This is a genomic window from Novosphingobium sp. LASN5T, assembly GCF_003856955.1.
Classification (GTDB): domain Bacteria; phylum Pseudomonadota; class Alphaproteobacteria; order Sphingomonadales; family Sphingomonadaceae; genus Novosphingobium.
Window position 1 is genome coordinate 17840 of the sequence record NZ_RQSI01000038.1, and the last position, 15924, is coordinate 33763.

Below are 15924 nucleotides of genomic sequence, written 5' to 3' on the forward strand. Positions count from 1 at the left end.
GCTATCCCGCCGCCGGCGCCATGGCTCAGAGGACGCGGTTTTCCTCGGTGATCATGAAACTGCAGTTCGCGATATCGGCGAAGTTCGGCTCGTCGGGCTTGACGTTGGCGACGTAGTCCGGGTCGGTATAGAACGTCTGCATCTGCTGCAGATCGTCGAACCACAGTTCGACAAGCGCGTCGTAGCGCACCGCGCTGCCATCATGCGACTGGTGCTCGTCCGGCTGCACGAAGCTTTGCACGTATCGGCGCACGTAGACGCTGCTGGCGGGGCAGGCCCGGACCAGCGCGGCATGGTGCGTCGAAAGGTATTCGCGGAATTGTTGCCGGGTAAGCGCGGGATTGCGCCGCACCAGAATGGCGAGTTTCAGCATGGTATTTCCTCTCCGGCGGCTGGTTGTGGTCTTCACCGGCGCGGAAGGGCGAGGCCTATGCCTCTTTTCCCAACCCGCGCGGCCCGCCTTTGTCAGTCCTGATAACCGTATTCGCTGGTTTCGATCAGGCGCGCGTGCTGCCGCGCGGCGTCGGTCAGCCGCATGGTCTGCCGCACTTCGAGCAGCCAGGCCTGATAGCCCGCCGGTACATCCTCCACAGGCCCATGGTGCGTGACGCCCTTGGGCACCCAGGTCACGGTGCCGGGTTCGCTGATCCCGCCCCACGCGCCGGGGCCTTCCGCAAACAGGATGATCTCGTCATAGTCCGCGTTGACGTGGACCGGCGGACGCGGGCCGGGCCGCGCGCTAAGCGTGAAGGCCATGACGTCGGTGTCCGCCGTCGACAGGAACTGCGCCGGAGGACCGCCACGTTCGCCATAGGAAACCGGCACGATGTCCCGCAGGTTCAGCGCCCATACCGGGGGCGGGCCGCCGACTTGCGCCAGTGCGCGGATCGGGTCGTGAACCATGTCGAATTCGGTCACGCCATCGAACGTGCGCAGGCACAGCCGCGTCGTTCCCGGCGCGCCTTGCGGGTCGATCGACGGCTTGCGCACCGCCTTGCCGAAATTGATCATGCCGAATGGCGCGGGCGTATCGAAGCGCAGCGGATCGGGGCTGGTCAGGATGAGCGCGGCATAGTCCTGCGATAGCGGGTCGATACGGTAGGTGATCGAGCGGGGGATATGCACGAAATCGAGCGGCCCGGCTTCGAGCGTGCCGAAATCGGTGACGAAACGCGCCGATCCCGACTGTACCAGATGCAGTTCGTCGCCTTCGGTATTGCGCAGCGCGTAAGGCATCGGCTGGCGCCGGTGCGACACTGCGAGTTCAAGGCCGTTGCGCGCCACCAGCACGGGGGTGGGCAACGCTTCGGCATCGGACTGGTCCTGCGTTTCGATGGCGAGAAGGTTGAAACGGTGGGGAGCGTGCGGGCCACGGACCGAGCGATACGTGGGTGTATAGTCGTTGCGCAGCGCAATCGCGTTCGATCCGGTGAAGCCGTCGCGGCTCCAGAGATTGGGCGTTGGCGCACCGGCGGCGGGATGGGCGTGATCGCTGTCTGACATGAGTCGTTGCCTCTCCTGAAAAGTATTTATATAAAAGTATATTCGCAGTACATTCGTCCGTCAACGCTTCTGTGATCGCACCGGTGGCGGCCAGGCGCAAATCGGCCTAGGAACAGGAAACACAATATGATGAACGGGGCAGCCGACAAAAGCTCCAAGGCAGGATCAAGAATGGTGACGGACAGCAAGGCGGACTCCGCCGGGAACAGGAAAACCGAGGAACCGCAGGAAAAAGTCGCTCTCCCACCGGAAAACAGCGTGGCCTTCCAGATCCGGCGCGCGCATCTCGCTTTCGATCGCCTGTTGAGCATGCGTCTGGCCCGGCACGGGATCAAATCTGGGTACTATAACTACCTGCGCGCGCTCTGGATCAAGGATCGCGTGACGCAGCGCGATCTCAGCGATGCCACGCGGGTAACCGAAACCACCACTGTCGCGCTGCTGAAAGGCATGGACGACGAAGGGCTGATCGAGCGGGTCCGCGATTCGGTGGACAAGCGCAAGATCCTGGTCACGCTGACGCCGCTGGGTCGTTCGCTGGAGCCGGAAATCCTGCCGCACGCCGCCGAACTGAACGCGATCGCCACGCGGGGCATCGATGCCGCCGAAATCCGTACCTTCATCAAGGTTGCCCGCAAGATCGCGGCCAATCTGGAAAAGGCATTCGGGGAATCCGACTGATCGTGCGCAAGCTGCCCTGACGGCGCCCGGTTGGGCGCCGCCAGTTGCGCGTCATTTTTGTGGCAGGCCGACAAGGCCGCGGTAGTAGTTGGCATTGCCGGGCGTGCGGCCCAGCAGGCCCGCGATGTCCTTGGCCATCGTGAACATCTCGAGATTGCTCTTGAGTTCGACGTTCTGGTTGGGGAACTTCCAGGGCGTGTCTTCCACACCGACGCGGATGTGGAGACCCATCATCGTCGCCAGGGTCGTCATGTACAGCGTGGAACGGCCGGCGGCGCATACCGAGATCACGCTTTCGGGATCGATCTTCCGGATCTGGTCGACCATCAGGAACAGGTGCTGCGCCATTTCCTGCGCGTCGCCGACCGAGGTGCCCGATGCGAGCGACCGACCGACGTTGAATGGCAGGCCATAGAGGATCAGCCAGTTGTAGGGCTTCTTCAGAATCCCGGTCTCGATCAGCTTGCGGCGGGCCAGTTCGATTTCGCCGCTGTGATGGACGGCCAACTCCGGCTTCACGCCCAGTTCCTCCATCGCGGTGACCGCCGGGATCATAAACGCGTCCGGGTGCCCCGGCGCGCAGGGGCAGGCTTCGGCAAGGCCCGCGCGGGCGGGGCTGAGACAGACGTCGAACGTCGTGCCGTTGAGCACGTTGAGGTTGGGCACGAAGTCATTGCCGAAGCGCTTGCGCAGCGGCTCGATCACGGCGGTGTAGGCATCGACCGGGGGCAGATCGCGATCGAGGCGGCGGCCATGCTTGTCCGTCACCCAGGTGAAATCGATGTGAACGCCGCAGGCGCCGGCCTCGATCACTCGCGATGCCTCGTCCACGTAGTCTTCCAGCGAGGTGGGGTTGGCGGCATCGGCCGAAGCGCCTTCGGTGAAGCGGCCCGACACAGCGACGTTGATCGCGATCGATTCGGGCACGGTCCACTTCGGCTGCACGTCCGCCGAGGAGACGAACTGGTACTCTTCCATTTCGCGCTTGGCGGCTTCCCACAGCGGCAGCGGGGTGATCTGATTCATGATCGTTCCTCTCAAGGTATCCATGGTTTTGGGGATGTGTGTGATTGACACGAAAAACACCTTTATATAAAAGTAAAACATCGGTCAAGCCCACTCCCGGAAACTGCCCCGAAGGGCAGGGCCACAGCCGATCGGAGAGAGGAAAAACAAAATGACGTATCAATGGGTTAGAGATTTCTTCGTGGCCGCCGACTCACTGGATGTCGAGCGCTTCTGCGCGGCATTGCCGCAGGACATCGTGTGGCGCTTCGCGAATTTTCCGACGGCGCACGGGATCGGGGAACTGCGCGCGCAGTACGAAATGGTCGCGCAGATCCTTGAAAGCATGCGGCACGAGATCGTGGGTATCTGGGACGCGGGCGATTGCGTGACGGCCGAAACGCGCGTGTTTTATGTCGATGTCCACGGGCGCGAGTTCGATTGCCCCGGGTGCGACGTTTTCCTGCTGCGCGATGGCGCGTTGGCGGAAGTGCGGATTTTCGTCGACAACCATGTGCTGTTCACGCCCCCCGCCGGCACCGAGCCAGCCGTGCTTGGCGAAGGAGTCGCGTGATGGGGCGGCTCCAGAACAAGGTTTGCCTCATCACCGGAACCGGCGGCAGCATGGGCCGCGCCGCCGCGCTGTCCTTCGCGCGCGAAGGAGCGCGGATCGTGGGCTGCGATGTCAACGTCGAGCGTGCCGAGCAAACGCGGGAGGCGGTACGCGCCGCCGGTGGCGAGATCGTGTCGCTGCACCCGTGCGATCTGACCGACGTGGCGAATTGCGAGGCGCTGGTCGATCTCGCTGTCCGGACCTTCGGCGGGATCGACGTTCTGTTCAACAACGCCGCCATGGCCTACTTCGGGCCGGTGCCCGATCTTCCGCTCGACGACTGGCACCGCACGATCAACGAGGAAGTCCATCTCGTCTATTATCTCGTACGCGCCGCCTGGGCGGAGCTGGTCCGGTCATCGGGCGTGATTGTCAACACCGCCTCGATTTCCGCGCATCAGGCCTATCGGCCCTTGCCGGCGGTTTCGCACATGGCCGCGAAGGGCGCGATCCTGGCGATGACGCGGCAGCTCGCCATGGAAGGCGCCCCGCATGGCATCCGCGCCAACACCATTTCCCCCGGGCTCGTGGCAACGCACCAGACCGTCGATGTGCTGGGCGATGCCGACCTTTCGCGCCAGATGACCGAGCAGATCATGCTGGGCCGCGCCGGCCGCCCGGAAGAAATCGCGGCGGCGGCACTGTTCCTCGCATCGGACGAAAGCAGCTTTGTCACCGGCGCCGATCTGCGCGTCGATGGCGGAACGACAGCCTGGTAACGGATGACGACACGAAGAGGCCGGACACAACGTCCGGCCTCTTCGGAACTGATGTCAGATGGCCAGATAGCCGCCATCGACCGGGATGCCGGCGCCGTTCACGAACGAGGACTGGTCGGACAGGAGCCAGACCGCTGCATCGCCGATCTCGCCCGGCTGGCCGAAGCGGCCGATCGGATGACGATCGCGCAACTTGACGAGGAACGCCTTGAAATCGGGATTCTGCGCCAGCGCGTCGATCACCGGCGTCTGGATGATGCCGGGCAGGATCGCGTTCACGCGGATGCCTTCGGCGCCATAGTCGGCAGCGGCGGCGCGGGTCAGCCCCATCACGCCATGCTTGGCGGCGACGTATTCGGACGCATTGGCGATGGCCACCTGGCCCAGCGACGAGGCCGTATTGACGATCTTGCCGCCGCCGGTCTCCAGCATCGCCAGCACTTGGTACTTGATGCACCAGAACACGCCCGAAAGGTCCACGCGGATGGCGCGGTCCCATTCTTCGGTGGTCACTTCGTGCAGGCGCTTGCCGGTCTGGACGATGCCGGCGTTGTTGAACGCGCCGTCGATCCGGCCGTGCCGCGCGACGATGGCCGCGATCAGCGCGGCGACATCGCCTTCCACGCCAACGTCGGCGCGCAGGAACGATGCCTGTCCGCCTTCCGCCGCGATCTCGGCCAGTACCGCCTGTCCCTGTTCCGCGTTGATGTCGCTGATCACGACGTGCGCGCCGGCCGCCGCGATCCGATGCGCGCTGGCGCGGCCGATGCCGCTACCCGCGCCGGTGACCAGCACCACTTTGCCTTCCAGTGCCCTGCTCATTGCCCTGTCCATCCTCCGGTTCATTGTGATTGGTGTTATGCAAGCGTATCGGGTTCGATACTATACCTTTATATAAAAGTAAAGTGCTCTGGAGAGGGTTCTGTCCGCACAAGAGCAAGTGCGGCATCGACTATCCCGCTAGGGGCAGGGCTGGATCGCTTTCCACATGCTCCAGAAAGCGCCGGATGATCGGCGTTTCCATGCCGCGCCGCCACGCGAGCCCGAACCGGACGGAGCCGAGCGCTTCCGGCGCGCTGCCCAGGTTGAGCGGGCGAAACGAGACTCCCCGCATCCGCAGCCGTTCGGCCGAAGCGGGCAGGATCGCCACGCCTTCGCCGCAGGCCACGATGCCCACGACGGCCTCGGTCGTGGGCGCCTGATGCACGATGTCCGGCGCAAAGCTGGCGAGGCTGCACAGGGCCAGCAGGTCTGCGTGGAAGTTGAAGCCGCGCGTGGGCTCGTATGTAACGAACGGGGACGAGGCGAGCTGGCCGATCGTGATCGCGCTGCTATCCGCCAGCAGGGGATGGCCAGCAGGCAACGCCACGATCAAAGGTTCGGCATAGACGAAGCGGGTGGCGATCATCTCGTCGAACACCGGCAGACGCAGGATACCGATGTCGATCACGCCTTCGCGCAGGGCCTCGATCTGGTTGAGCACGGGCATGGCGCGGAAGCCGATCAGAACGTCGGGCGCGGTCCTGCGGAAGCCGGCGACGAGCGACGGTAGCAGCGAATAGACGGTGGAGCCGCCGAAGCCGAACGTGAGCGTGCCGCTATAGCCGGCGGCCGTGCGCTGCGCCCGATGCCGGCCTTCCTCAATCATGGCCAGCGATCGCCGCGCGTCCTCCACCATGCTGACGCCGGCCGCCGTCAGCGCTACGCGATGCTTGTCGCGATCGAACAGCCGCGCGCCGATATCCGTTTCCAGATCGCGGATGGCGCGGCTGAACGGCGGCTGCGACACGTTGCAGCGGGCCGCCGCGCGGGTGAAGTTCAGCTCTTCCGCCAAGGCGATCAGGTAGCGCAGTTGCCGCAAGTCCATGTGATACCCCCTTGGTATTGCCAATCATCCCATAATGTATTTCCGATCTAAGCGGCAAGAAGCGATGAAGCCCCCGCGGCCAATGCGGAGAGAGCGGATGAGCGAGAAAATGGTGCGGCTGGAGTTCGATGCGCTGGCACCGCGCTTGCAGGAAATCCTTGAGGCGCGGGTCGCGCGGCTTGGCTACCTTGGCGAATTCTTCAAGTGTTCGGGCGTGCAACCAGCCATTCTCGCGCCGTTCATGGAAATGACCGAGGCGCTGAAGAAGGCGCTGCCGGACCGCCTGACCGAAGCCGGCGCGCTGACCGTGGCGACGCTGATGGGCAACCGCTATGAACTGCACCAGCACGAGCGGCTGTCGCGCAAGCTGGGTTTTGGCGAAGCATGGGTCGCCGCGGTGGAGCAGATTTCGCCGGACAGCGCGCCCGAGATGTCGGATGCCGAACGCGCGGTGCAGCGGCTGGTGATCGCGATGGTCGAGCGCCGCGGCAAGGGCGTGCGACCGGAAATCGAGGCGGCGATCGACCGGATCGGCGCGGATGCCACGATCGCGGTGATGTTCCTGGTCGGCCGCTACATCACGCACGCCCTGATCGTGAACGGGCTGGAGCTTGCCCCGCCCGTTCCCTCGATCTTCGAGGAGCAGCCGGCATGAGCTGCGGGCTGTGGATTTCCGAAGCGGACGTTGTTTCTCTGATGTCGCTGCCCGAAGCGATCGACGCGCTGCGCGACGGGTTGCGCGAGGAGGCGGCCGGCCGCGCTGCCAACATGGTCAAGACTCACGCCACCTGGGACAACGGTTCCACATTGCACGCCATCGGCGCGGTGTTCGAGGGCTGGGGCGTGGTGGGCACCAAGACCTGGGCGCATACCGCCGGCGGGGCCATGCCGCTGCTGATCCTGATCGATGCGCAAGATGGCGCGGTGCTGGCAATCATCGAGGCTTTCGCCTTGGGGCAGATGCGCACCGGCGGCATCAGCGGACTGGGCGCGGACGTGATGGCGCGGGCCGATGCCCGGCGCATGGCGATTGTGGGCGCGGGCAAGCAGAGCCTGGCCCAGGTGGCGGCCGTGGCCGCAGTGCGACCGCTGGACCGCGTGACCGTGTGGAGCCCGACGGCCGCCAACCGCGAGGCGCTGGCCGCGCGGATCGAGGAGATCCTGCGGATCGAGGCCATCGCCACCGCCACGCTGGACGAGGCGCTGGACGGGGCGGACGTGGTCACGCTGGCGACCCGCGCCCGCACGCCTTTCCTCACGCGCGATGCCTTGCCGCGTGGCGTGCACATCAATGCCGTCGGCGCGATCACGCCGGAGCGGGCCGAGTTCGAACCGGCGCTGCTGGAGCGGGCCGGAGTCCTGGCCGCCGACAGCGTGCCGCAGGTCCGCAAGCTGAGCCGTGAGTTCATCGAGGCCCTGGGCGATGACGAAGGCGCATGGGCGCGGTTGCGGCCGCTGAGCGCGCTGGTCGCCGCCAGTACTACCCGCCCGGCCGACGCGGATCTGACCGTGTTCAAGGCCATGGGCATGGGCATTTCCGATCTCTCGCTGGGCATTGCCGTGCTGAAGCGCGCGCGCGCCGCCGGTCTCGGCCGTCCGCTGCCGGAGGTCAAACGTCAGGCGCCGCGCCTGACCGCCTGATTTTACCCTGTTTGCAACAAGGAGAGCGCCATGAACGATCTGCGCACCAATTTCGAGGACACCGTCGGAAAGTTCGTCGACGTCAGCGGCCAGTATTATCCGCTCAACGATCCCTGGGCACCGGCGATCATCACCAAGGAACAGATCGACGCCGAGATCGAGCGGCTGGCGTCGATCGACCGGCCCGAGAACGGGCGCCGCAGTTCGCTGATCGTGCATCCGCGCGCCAATCCGGCCACACCGGGCCTGGCGACCTCGGTACAGGTTTCGCTGAACGTGCTGAAGCCGGGCGAGCGTACGCAGGCGTTCCGCCACAACGCCACCGAGGTCAATTTCTGCATCCGGGGCGAGGGCGTGGCCGTGATCGGCGACCGCCGTATCCCGTTCCGCAAGTACGACGTGTACAACACGCCGTCGTTCGTCCCCTACTGGCGCGAGAACACCGGGACCGATCTTCAGGTGTTCCTGACCTATACCAACGTCCCGCTGCTGCAATTCATGCAGGTTCACCACTGGGAGGACAATCCGCCGCTGCTGGCCGCCGTGCCGCACGAGGAGGAGGACGCGATCAATCCGCGCCGCAACAGCCCTTATGGCACCTTCACGATCGGTGACGATGGCGCGATGCTGATGCCCTACGAAAAGCTGATCAATCCGCCGACAGTAGAATCCAACGCGCTGCACTGGCCGTGGGAGAAGGTCGAGGCGGAACTGAAGAAGCTGCAGGACCTGGGGCAGGATTACATCGGCCGCCGTCTCTACCTGCTCTACAATCCGATGACCGGCCGTACCAACGGCACTACCCCGAACTTCTTCGCCACGATCACCATTCGGCCGCCCAAGATCGTGGACCGCCCGCACCGGCACGTTTCGGAATCGATCAACTATTATTTCCATGGCACCGGCCGCAGCACCGTGGCGGGCAATGTTTACGAATGGAAGGCGGGCGATCTCATGCTATCGGCGCCGGGCTGGGCAGTGCACAACCATGCGTCGTATGACGATTACGTCTATGAACTGACGATCCAGAACCAGCCGCTGACGATCGCGATGGAATCGCTGCTGTGGCAGGAGAACCTCAAGGAGCCGCCGGCGCTGCTGGGTGCGCAGATGGGCTTCGACACGAACCGCAAGTCGGCCGCGTGACCTTGGCCCCGGCGATTTCGAACCCGGGCCGAACAGCGGGCGTCACCCTGGCGGATGACGCCTTGCTGGCGGCAGCACGGGCACTGGACAAGGCGGAGCGCACGCGCACGCAAATCCGCTTGCTGACCGATGCGCACCCGGCGATGACCATGGACGATGCCTATGCGATCCAGGCTGCGTGGGTGGCCGCGAAAGTGGCGGCGGGCGATCCGGTGATCGGCTGGAAGATCGGCCTGACGTCGAAGGCGATGCAGGCCGCACTTTCCATCGATATTCCGGATTCGGGCGTGCTGTTGCAAAGCATGGCTTTCGCGAACGGGGCGGAGATTGCCGGGGATCGATTCATCCAGCCCCGCATCGAGGCGGAAATCGCCTTCGTGATGAAGAAGGATGTGGCGCCGGACGCCACGCCGGCGGAGATACTGGCGGCGACCGACTATGTCGCGCCGGCGCTGGAAATTCTCGATACGCGCATCTTCCGCCAGGACCCGGTTTCGGGCCGGCTGCGCACCGTGTTCGATACGATTTCGGACAATGCCGCGAACGGCGGCGTGGTGCTGGGCCAACCGGTGCGCGATCTTGCGGGCATCGATCTCGGCCGGGTCGGCGCGGTGGTTTCGCGCAATGGCGAGGTGGAGGAAACCGGGCTTGGCGCGGGCGTGCTGGGCGATCCGCTGATCTCGATGGCATGGCTGGCGCAGCGGCTGGGCGCTTATGGCCAGCGCATCGAACGCGGCCAGATCGTGCTGTCGGGCTCGTTTATCCGCCCGGTCGAAGCGCCGAGCGGCAGCCGGATACGCGCCGATTTCGGCCCTTGGGGCACGGTCGAATGCCGTTTTTTGTGATGTCCGCCAACGGAGGAACGATGCGATGAACGCCTTCAAGCAGGCCATTGCCGATGGTGTTGCCCGGATCGGATTGTGGCAGGCGCTGGCCTCTCCCTACACGTGCGAAATCTGCGCCGGGGCGGGGTTCGACTGGCTGCTGATCGATGCCGAACATGCCCCCAACACCATACCGCTGGTGCTGGCGCAGTTGCAGGCCGCGGCAGCCTATCCGGTGGAGCCGGTGGTACGCCTGCCGATCGGCGATGCGGTGCTGGTCAAGCAGTACCTCGATATCGGGGCGCGATCGCTGCTGATCCCGATGGTCGATAGCGCGGAAGCGGCGGCGCATATGGTGGCGGCCACGCGCTATCCGCCGCAGGGCTTCCGGGGCGTAGGTTCGGCGATCGGCCGCGCGAGCCGGTGGAACCGCACAGCCGGCTATCTCGAACGGGCCGCGGACGACATCTGCCTGCTGGTGCAGGTGGAAACGCGTGCCGCGCTAGCCGCGATTGCCGAGATTGTGGCGGTGCCGGGCGTGGACGGCGTGTTCATCGGCCCGTCCGATCTCGCGGCCGACATGGGGCACCTCGGTAATCCGGGGCACCCCGCGGTGCAGGCCGCGATTGAAAGCGGCATCGCGACGGTGCGCGCCGCCGGAAAGCCCGTGGGCATGCTGATCGCCGACGAGGCACTGGCGCGGCGCTACCTGGAACTCGGCGCAAGCTTCGTGGCGGTGGGGACCGACGTGACGATCCTGGCACGTGGCGCCGAGGCGCTGGCGCGGCGCTTCACCGGCTCGGCGGGGCAGGATGCCGGCGCGGCGGGTTCGGGGAAGGGCAGCGTCTACTGACGCGCACAGTCGACCAAGTTATTGAAAAATTGGCGCGCCCGGCAGGATTCGAACCTGCGACCACCAGCTTAGAAGGCAGGTGCTCTATCCAGCTGAGCTACGGGCGCGCGCGAGCAGCCCCATAAGGCGGCTTTGCGCCGTGTGCAAATCGCGATAGCAGGGATTCATGAACGATCCCCATCCTTCATCGCCCGTTTCCCCGCCCCTTTCCCGAATTGCCGGCAGCGCGGGCGCGCGCCGGCATTTCCGCTATTTCGACTACATGATGGCTGGGTTCGTCGGCATCCTGCTGCTGTCGAACCTGATCGGTGCGGCCAAGCTGGCCACGGTGGGCGGCGTGACGTTTGGCGCGGGCATCCTGTTCTTCCCGGTGTCCTACGTGCTGGGGGACGTGCTGACGGAAGTCTATGGCTACGCCAACGCGCGGCGCTGTGTGTGGATGGGGTTCTTCGCGCTGCTGTTCATGGCGGTTATGAGCTTCGTGGTGGTGGCAATGCCGCCTTCGCCGGACTGGGGTTGCGCCTCCAGCGCGGACACCCGTTTCGCCGAACTGGTCGCACGCGAATCCACCGGGGCGATCTGCCAGACCACTTATGAATCGGTGTTCGGCAGCACCTGGCGGATCGTGGCGGCCTCGGTCATGGCGTTCTGGGCCGGCGAGTTCGTCAACAGTTTCGTCATGGCGCGGATGAAGGTGTGGACGCAGGGCAAGCACCTGTGGACGCGCACGATCGGATCGACCGTGTTCGGGCAGGCGGTGGACAGCGTGATCTTCTATCCGGTCGCCTTCCTCGGCATCTGGTCGCACCAGGCGGTCCTGACCGTGATGGTCACGAATTGGGCAATGAAAGTGGCGTGGGAGGTGGTGCTGACGCCGGCGACCTACTTCGTCGTCGGATGGCTCAAGGCGCGCGAAGGCGTGGACGTGTTCGATACCGACACGGACTTTTCGCCTTTCGCCAAGACCGAAGCAGTCTGACAAGGCGCGCGATCTTATTGGGGCAGTGAGGCTCCTCCCCTAGGGGGCAGGGGGGAGGAGCCTCGTTTGACGCCGCCGGTGTTCGGGGGGATGGCGAGCGTCAGGTCGCGGCGCTGTTGCGGCTTCGCGAACTGGTTGTGCGATCAGGAATCCGCGATCAGGCCGATGGCGAGATAGATCAGGAGCAGCGAGCCGAAGCCGACCAGCGTGCCGACGACCCAGGCGATGCGCACCAGCGTGACATCGATGCCGAAATAGTCGGCGATGCCGGCCGAAACGCCCATGATCTTGCCGCGGGCCTTGTTCAGGCGGAACTGGCCGGAGCGTGGGGCACGGCTTGAAACCGGGCGGAAGGCGGAATCTTCAAAGCGCAGGTCGGTCATGCGACGTACCCCGAAACGGTGGTGGCGGCGACCGGCGACGAGGCCGGCGTGGAGACGGTGCCGCTGATCAGCGCCAGCGAAAGGGTGAGCGCGGCGAAAGCGGCGGCGATCTGGTTCGAGAACGAGCGAATGGCGGTCATGGGTCGGGTCCTTTGTGGTTTGAATGGCCGGGTTTGAATGGGGTGACGAAGCGTGTGTTCCGTCGATGCCAACCCCTTTGCAGAAGGCGTGCCAAACCTGGAAAATGGCTCAAATCCGCCGTTTCCTGTAAAGAGGCGGCCTATTCACCGGATGTTCATTCCTGAAATTCGGTAAAAATTCCCAATTTATGGCGCATGCCTGATGGGCAATCGCGGTTCGTGCTCCGTTCGCGTTTTACCGTTCGGTTTGGGCTTGCAAAATCGTGCGCCCGCGCCTATCTGCGCTTCATCCCGACATTGTGAAGGCAAGGTCAGGGCTGGCGCCGGAAGGGGCCGGCGTGATCGGCCTTTCCCGTTTCCGGGGTTTTGCCGCATCATCGGCGCTTGGAGTTTGCATGGCGGATATCGCGCGGATCATCGAGGTTGTTGAACCCGAGGCCAAGGCCCTGGGCTTCGACCTCGTGCGCGTGCGCCTGTTCGGCAAGACCGAGGTGGGCGACGAGGAGCACACGCTCCAGATCATGGCCGAGCGGCCCGAAACCGGCCAGCTGGTGATCGCGGACTGCGCGGCGCTGTCGCATCGCATTTCCGATCGCATCGACGCGCTGGAAGAAGCGGGCGAAGTGCTGATCGAGGACGCCTATCGCCTGGAAGTCAGCTCGCCCGGCATCGATCGCCCGCTGACCCGGCTCAAGGATTTCGCCAACTGGACCGGGCACGAAGCCCGGATCGAGCTGGATGACCTGCTCGAAGGGCGCAAGCGGTTCCGTGGCGAACTGCTGGGCCTTGAGGGCGAGACCATTTCGATTGCCGACGACGGCGTGACGTATGCCGTGCCGTTCGGCCTGATTGCCAATGCCAAGCTTGTTCTGACCGACAAGCTGATCGCAGCCTCCCGGCCGATCGACGCTTCCGGAGTTGATGTGGAAGAGTTCGATGGCGCGGACGACATTCTTGAGGAACAGGAAGACTGACCATGGCCAGTGCGATTTCCGCCAACCGCGCCGAGCTGCTCGCGATCGCCAACGCGGTTGCGACCGAGAAGATGATCGACAAGACGATCGTCATCGAGGCGATGGAGGAGGCTATCCAGAAGTCGGCGCGCAACCGTTACGGCGCCGAAAACGATATCCGCGCGAAGCTGGATCCGCGCACCGGCGACCTGCGCCTGTGGCGCGTCGTCGAAGTGGTCGATGTGGTCGAGGATTACTTCAAGCAGGTTGACCTCAAGCAGGCTGAAAAGCTGCAGCCGGGCGCCAAGGTGGGCGACTTCATCGTCGATCCGCTGCCGCCGGTGGACCTGGGGCGCATCGATGCGCAGTCGGCCAAGCAGGTGATCTTCCAGAAGGTTCGCGATGCCGAACGTGATCGCCAGTACGAAGAGTTCAAGGACCGCGCGAGCGAAGTCATCACCGGCGTGATCAAGTCGGTCGAATTCGGCCACGTCATCGTCAATCTCGGCCGCGCCGAGGGCGTGATCCGCCGGGACCAGCAGATCCCCCGCGAAGTGCCGCGCGTGGGCGAACGCGTGCGCGCGCTGATCCTGAAGGTCGAGCGCCAGAACCGTGGCCCGCAGATTTTCCTCAGCCGCGCGCACCCGGACTTCATGAAGAAGCTGTTCGCGCAGGAAGTGCCCGAAATCTACGACGGCATCATCGAGATCAAGGCCGCCGCCCGCGATCCGGGCAGCCGCGCCAAGATCGGCGTGATCAGCCGCGACAGCTCGATCGATCCGGTCGGCGCCTGCGTCGGCATGAAGGGCAGCCGCGTGCAGGCCGTCGTGCAGGAACTGCAGGGCGAAAAGATCGACATCATCCCGTGGAGCGAGGACACCGCGACGTTCGTGGTCAACGCGCTGCAGCCGGCCACCGTCAGCCGCGTGGTGATCGACGAAGAGGAAAGCCGCATCGAAGTGGTGGTGCCCGATGACCAGCTTTCGCTGGCGATCGGCCGCCGTGGCCAGAACGTGCGCCTCGCTTCGTCGCTGACCGGTTCGGCCATCGACATCCTGACCGAGGCCGAGGCTTCGGAGAAGCGCCAGAAGGAATTCGCCGAGCGTTCGAAGATGTTCGAGGAAGAACTCGACGTCGACGAAACGCTGTCGCAGCTGCTGGTTGCCGAAGGCTTCAGCGAGCTGGAGGAAGTCGCCTACATCGACGTGGCCGAACTGGCGACGATCGAGGGCTTCGACGAGGAACTGGCCGAGGAACTGCAAAGCCGCGCGGTCGAGGCGTTGGAGCGCCGAGAGGACGGTTTCCGCCAGGAACGCCGTGCGCTGGGCGTCGAGGATGCGCTGGCCGAGCTGCCGCACCTGACCGAAGCGATGCTGGTCACGCTGGGCAAGGCCGGGATCAAGACGCTGGACGATCTGGCCGATCTGGCCACCGACGAACTGATCGCGCGCAAGCGGGCCGAGCAGCGCCGCCGCGACAACACCCGCCGCGACCGTTCGGAACGGTCGGAAGACAAGGGCGGCGTGCTGGGCGAATATGGCCTGAGCGAAGAGCAGGGCAACGAGATCATCATGGCTGCGCGCGCGCACTGGTTCGATGACGAGCCGGAAGCTGCCGCCCCCGCATTCGAGGAGGCCGCTGATGCGGAATCCTCACAATGAGCCGCTAGTCGCCGAAAGGCAGAAGACGCGCACGGCGGGGGAAGCCTCGCCGGAGCGGCGTTGCGTGCTCACCGGTCGTCACGATGACCGCGATGCGCTGATCCGGCTTGCGCTGTCGCCCATGGGCGATGTCGCGCCGGACCCTTTGGCGCGCGCGCCGGGGCGGGGCGCCTGGATCGGCGTGAGCCGGGCCGAACTGGCGCAGGCGCTGACCAACGGCAAGCTCAAGGGCGCGCTGGCGCGGGCTTTCAAGGGCGCGCCGCTGACGATTCCGTCCGACCTTCCCGAACGGACCGAAGCCGCGCTGCTGCGCGCGCTGACGGATCGGCTGGGCATCGAACTGCGCGCTGGCAACATGCTGCTGGGTACCGAAAAGATCGCGCAGGGGTGCCGGGCGGGCGCGGTGACGTTCCTGGCCCACGCCAGCGATGCCGGCAGCGATGGACCGAACAAGCTGGCGCAGGCCTGGCGGGTGGGCGAGGAAGCCGAAGGCACGGGTCTGAAAGGCATCATCTTGCCGCTGGACCGGGCGGCGCTGTCTGTGGCATTGGGCCGCGACAACGTCGTTCATCTGGCGCTGACCGACGACGCGGCGGCCGCGAGGGTTGCCGCACCGCTTCAGCGGCTGCTGCATTTCATGGGGCGTGACGAAAAGTCCGCCGGTGATGTCGCTGCTTCGGTGGCGAATGACGATTTTGATACGAAGGGCGAATGAGTTCGATGAGCGATAGCGACAAGAAGCCGACACTGGGCCGCAGGCCGCTGGGCCTGAAGACCTCGGTCGAGGCGGGAGAGGTCAAGCAGACCTTCAGCCATGGTCGCACCAACAAGGTGGTGGTCGAGGTCAAGCGGCGCAAGCTGATGCCGCGTGCCGGCGGGCCTGAGGCCGCCCCGGCCGCCGCGCCCGCTCCGGAACCCGTTGTCGCGCGGCCGGCCCCTGCCGCGCCGCCGGCGCC

At 65.2% G+C, this 15924-nt stretch carries 20 protein-coding genes and 1 tRNA gene; 13 read left to right on the top strand and 8 right to left on the bottom strand.

Annotation, left to right across the window (positions count from 1 at the left end; translation table 11 throughout):
- Positions 1-25 precede the first annotated feature (25 nt).
- On the bottom strand, positions 26-373 hold the full coding sequence (locus EH199_RS18950; protein ID WP_124810752.1) for an EthD domain-containing protein: 348 nt from the start codon (positions 371-373) through the stop codon (positions 26-28).
- A gap of 92 nt (positions 374-465) precedes the next feature.
- Positions 466-1503 (bottom strand): homogentisate 1,2-dioxygenase, encoded by a 1038-nt coding sequence (locus EH199_RS18955; RefSeq protein ID WP_124810753.1) that lies wholly within the window; start codon positions 1501-1503, stop codon positions 466-468.
- A gap of 258 nt (positions 1504-1761) precedes the next feature.
- On the opposite strand from EH199_RS18955, the gene EH199_RS18960 reads away from it, so the two are divergent.
- Entirely contained in the window at positions 1762-2184 is a 423-nt protein-coding gene (locus EH199_RS18960; RefSeq protein WP_223806778.1) for a MarR family winged helix-turn-helix transcriptional regulator, read from the top strand.
- Between the two features lie 51 nt (positions 2185-2235).
- Here EH199_RS18960 and EH199_RS18965 read toward each other — a convergent pair whose 3' ends face one another.
- On the bottom strand, positions 2236-3210 hold the full coding sequence (locus EH199_RS18965) for a 3-keto-5-aminohexanoate cleavage protein (RefSeq protein ID WP_124810755.1): 975 nt from the start codon (positions 3208-3210) through the stop codon (positions 2236-2238).
- Between the two features lie 151 nt (positions 3211-3361).
- Between EH199_RS18965 and EH199_RS18970 the strand changes: the two genes are divergently transcribed.
- Both EH199_RS18970 and EH199_RS18975 read left to right on the top strand, forming a co-directional pair.
- On the top strand, positions 3362-3763 hold the full coding sequence (locus EH199_RS18970) for a nuclear transport factor 2 family protein (protein ID WP_124810756.1): 402 nt from the start codon (positions 3362-3364) through the stop codon (positions 3761-3763).
- Positions 3763-4521, top strand: a complete 759-nt coding sequence (locus EH199_RS18975; RefSeq protein WP_124810757.1) for an SDR family NAD(P)-dependent oxidoreductase — start codon at positions 3763-3765, stop codon at positions 4519-4521. Before EH199_RS18970 ends, EH199_RS18975 begins: the two co-directional genes overlap by 1 nt.
- A 54-nt stretch (positions 4522-4575) precedes the next feature.
- Here the strand turns inward: EH199_RS18975 and EH199_RS18980 are convergent, their stop codons facing one another.
- Both EH199_RS18980 and EH199_RS18985 read right to left on the bottom strand, forming a co-directional pair.
- A complete protein-coding gene (locus tag EH199_RS18980) occupies positions 4576-5343 on the bottom strand; it encodes an SDR family NAD(P)-dependent oxidoreductase (RefSeq protein ID WP_124810758.1) in 768 nt (255 codons plus the stop codon).
- A gap of 130 nt (positions 5344-5473) precedes the next feature.
- Positions 5474-6388, bottom strand: coding sequence for a LysR substrate-binding domain-containing protein (locus tag EH199_RS18985; RefSeq protein WP_124810759.1), 915 nt, complete (start codon positions 6386-6388; stop codon positions 5474-5476).
- Positions 6389-6485: 97 nt separating this feature from the next.
- On the opposite strand from EH199_RS18985, the gene EH199_RS18990 reads away from it, so the two are divergent.
- Genes EH199_RS18990 through hpaI form a run of 5 tightly spaced genes read left to right on the top strand, consistent with a single transcriptional unit; the run spans position 6486 to position 10852 of the window.
- Positions 6486-7043 (top strand): carboxymuconolactone decarboxylase family protein, encoded by a 558-nt coding sequence (locus EH199_RS18990; protein WP_124810760.1) that lies wholly within the window; start codon positions 6486-6488, stop codon positions 7041-7043.
- Positions 7040-8029, top strand: a complete 990-nt coding sequence (locus EH199_RS18995; RefSeq protein WP_124810761.1) for an ornithine cyclodeaminase family protein — start codon at positions 7040-7042, stop codon at positions 8027-8029. The genes EH199_RS18990 and EH199_RS18995 overlap by 4 nt, the downstream gene beginning before the upstream one ends.
- Before the next feature lie 30 nt (positions 8030-8059).
- The gene (locus tag EH199_RS19000; RefSeq protein WP_124810762.1) at positions 8060-9175 is read left to right on the top strand and encodes a cupin domain-containing protein; all 1116 of its coding nucleotides are present in this window, start codon (positions 8060-8062) and stop codon (positions 9173-9175) included.
- Entirely contained in the window at positions 9172-10020 is an 849-nt protein-coding gene (gene hpaH / locus EH199_RS19005) for a 2-oxo-hept-4-ene-1,7-dioate hydratase (protein WP_223806779.1), read from the top strand. The genes EH199_RS19000 and hpaH overlap by 4 nt, the downstream gene beginning before the upstream one ends.
- Before the next feature lie 25 nt (positions 10021-10045).
- A complete protein-coding gene (hpaI, locus tag EH199_RS19010) occupies positions 10046-10852 on the top strand; it encodes a 4-hydroxy-2-oxoheptanedioate aldolase (protein ID WP_124810763.1) in 807 nt (268 codons plus the stop codon).
- A gap of 30 nt (positions 10853-10882) precedes the next feature.
- On the opposite strand, the gene EH199_RS19015 is transcribed toward hpaI, so the two are convergent.
- Positions 10883-10959, bottom strand: a tRNA-Arg gene (locus EH199_RS19015).
- 59 nt (positions 10960-11018) lie between these two features.
- Between EH199_RS19015 and EH199_RS19020 the strand changes: the two genes are divergently transcribed.
- On the top strand, positions 11019-11831 hold the full coding sequence (locus EH199_RS19020) for a queuosine precursor transporter (RefSeq protein WP_124810764.1): 813 nt from the start codon (positions 11019-11021) through the stop codon (positions 11829-11831).
- 143 nt (positions 11832-11974) lie between these two features.
- Here EH199_RS19020 and EH199_RS19025 read toward each other — a convergent pair whose 3' ends face one another.
- Entirely contained in the window at positions 11975-12214 is a 240-nt protein-coding gene (locus EH199_RS19025) for a PspC domain-containing protein (protein ID WP_124810765.1), read from the bottom strand.
- Positions 12211-12354, bottom strand: coding sequence for a hypothetical protein (locus tag EH199_RS24480; RefSeq protein WP_190287353.1), 144 nt, complete (start codon positions 12352-12354; stop codon positions 12211-12213). The genes EH199_RS19025 and EH199_RS24480 overlap by 4 nt, the downstream gene beginning before the upstream one ends.
- A 395-nt stretch (positions 12355-12749) precedes the next feature.
- Between EH199_RS24480 and rimP the strand changes: the two genes are divergently transcribed.
- The 4 genes from rimP to EH199_RS19045 form a co-directional block, all read left to right on the top strand.
- Positions 12750-13328, top strand: a complete 579-nt coding sequence (gene rimP, locus EH199_RS19030) for a ribosome maturation protein RimP (protein WP_124810766.1) — start codon at positions 12750-12752, stop codon at positions 13326-13328.
- Between the two features lie 2 nt (positions 13329-13330).
- A complete protein-coding gene (gene nusA, locus EH199_RS19035; protein ID WP_124810767.1) occupies positions 13331-14968 on the top strand; it encodes a transcription termination factor NusA in 1638 nt (545 codons plus the stop codon).
- Positions 14949-15683, top strand: a complete 735-nt coding sequence (locus EH199_RS19040; RefSeq protein WP_124810768.1) for a DUF448 domain-containing protein — start codon at positions 14949-14951, stop codon at positions 15681-15683. The genes nusA and EH199_RS19040 overlap by 20 nt, the downstream gene beginning before the upstream one ends.
- 5 nt (positions 15684-15688) lie before the next feature.
- A partial coding sequence (locus EH199_RS19045) for a translation initiation factor IF-2 associated domain-containing protein (protein WP_190287354.1) occupies positions 15689-15924 on the top strand: 236 nt, incomplete at its 3' end.

Bases quoted from the DNA above. Each gene is read 5' to 3' on its own strand.
- EH199_RS18950 (WP_124810752.1), bottom strand. From the start codon at position 373: ATGCTGAAACTCGCCATTCTGGTGCGGCGCAATCCCGCGCTTACCCGG.
- EH199_RS18955 (WP_124810753.1), bottom strand. From the start codon at position 1,503: ATGTCAGACAGCGATCACGCCCATCCCGCCGCCGGTGCGCCAACGCCC.
- EH199_RS18965 (WP_124810755.1), bottom strand. From the start codon at position 3,210: ATGAATCAGATCACCCCGCTGCCGCTGTGGGAAGCCGCCAAGCGCGAA.
- EH199_RS18970 (WP_124810756.1), top strand. From the start codon at position 3,362: ATGACGTATCAATGGGTTAGAGATTTCTTCGTGGCCGCCGACTCACTG.
- EH199_RS18975 (WP_124810757.1), top strand. From the start codon at position 3,763: ATGGGGCGGCTCCAGAACAAGGTTTGCCTCATCACCGGAACCGGCGGC.
- EH199_RS18980 (WP_124810758.1), bottom strand. From the start codon at position 5,343: ATGAGCAGGGCACTGGAAGGCAAAGTGGTGCTGGTCACCGGCGCGGGT.
- EH199_RS18985 (WP_124810759.1), bottom strand. From the start codon at position 6,388: ATGGACTTGCGGCAACTGCGCTACCTGATCGCCTTGGCGGAAGAGCTG.
- EH199_RS18990 (WP_124810760.1), top strand. From the start codon at position 6,486: ATGAGCGAGAAAATGGTGCGGCTGGAGTTCGATGCGCTGGCACCGCGC.
- EH199_RS18995 (WP_124810761.1), top strand. From the start codon at position 7,040: ATGAGCTGCGGGCTGTGGATTTCCGAAGCGGACGTTGTTTCTCTGATG.
- EH199_RS19000 (WP_124810762.1), top strand. From the start codon at position 8,060: ATGAACGATCTGCGCACCAATTTCGAGGACACCGTCGGAAAGTTCGTC.
- hpaI (WP_124810763.1), top strand. From the start codon at position 10,046: ATGAACGCCTTCAAGCAGGCCATTGCCGATGGTGTTGCCCGGATCGGA.
- EH199_RS19020 (WP_124810764.1), top strand. From the start codon at position 11,019: ATGAACGATCCCCATCCTTCATCGCCCGTTTCCCCGCCCCTTTCCCGA.
- EH199_RS19025 (WP_124810765.1), bottom strand. From the start codon at position 12,214: ATGACCGACCTGCGCTTTGAAGATTCCGCCTTCCGCCCGGTTTCAAGC.
- EH199_RS24480 (WP_190287353.1), bottom strand. From the start codon at position 12,354: ATGACCGCCATTCGCTCGTTCTCGAACCAGATCGCCGCCGCTTTCGCC.
- rimP (WP_124810766.1), top strand. From the start codon at position 12,750: ATGGCGGATATCGCGCGGATCATCGAGGTTGTTGAACCCGAGGCCAAG.
- nusA (WP_124810767.1), top strand. From the start codon at position 13,331: ATGGCCAGTGCGATTTCCGCCAACCGCGCCGAGCTGCTCGCGATCGCC.
- EH199_RS19040 (WP_124810768.1), top strand. From the start codon at position 14,949: ATGCGGAATCCTCACAATGAGCCGCTAGTCGCCGAAAGGCAGAAGACG.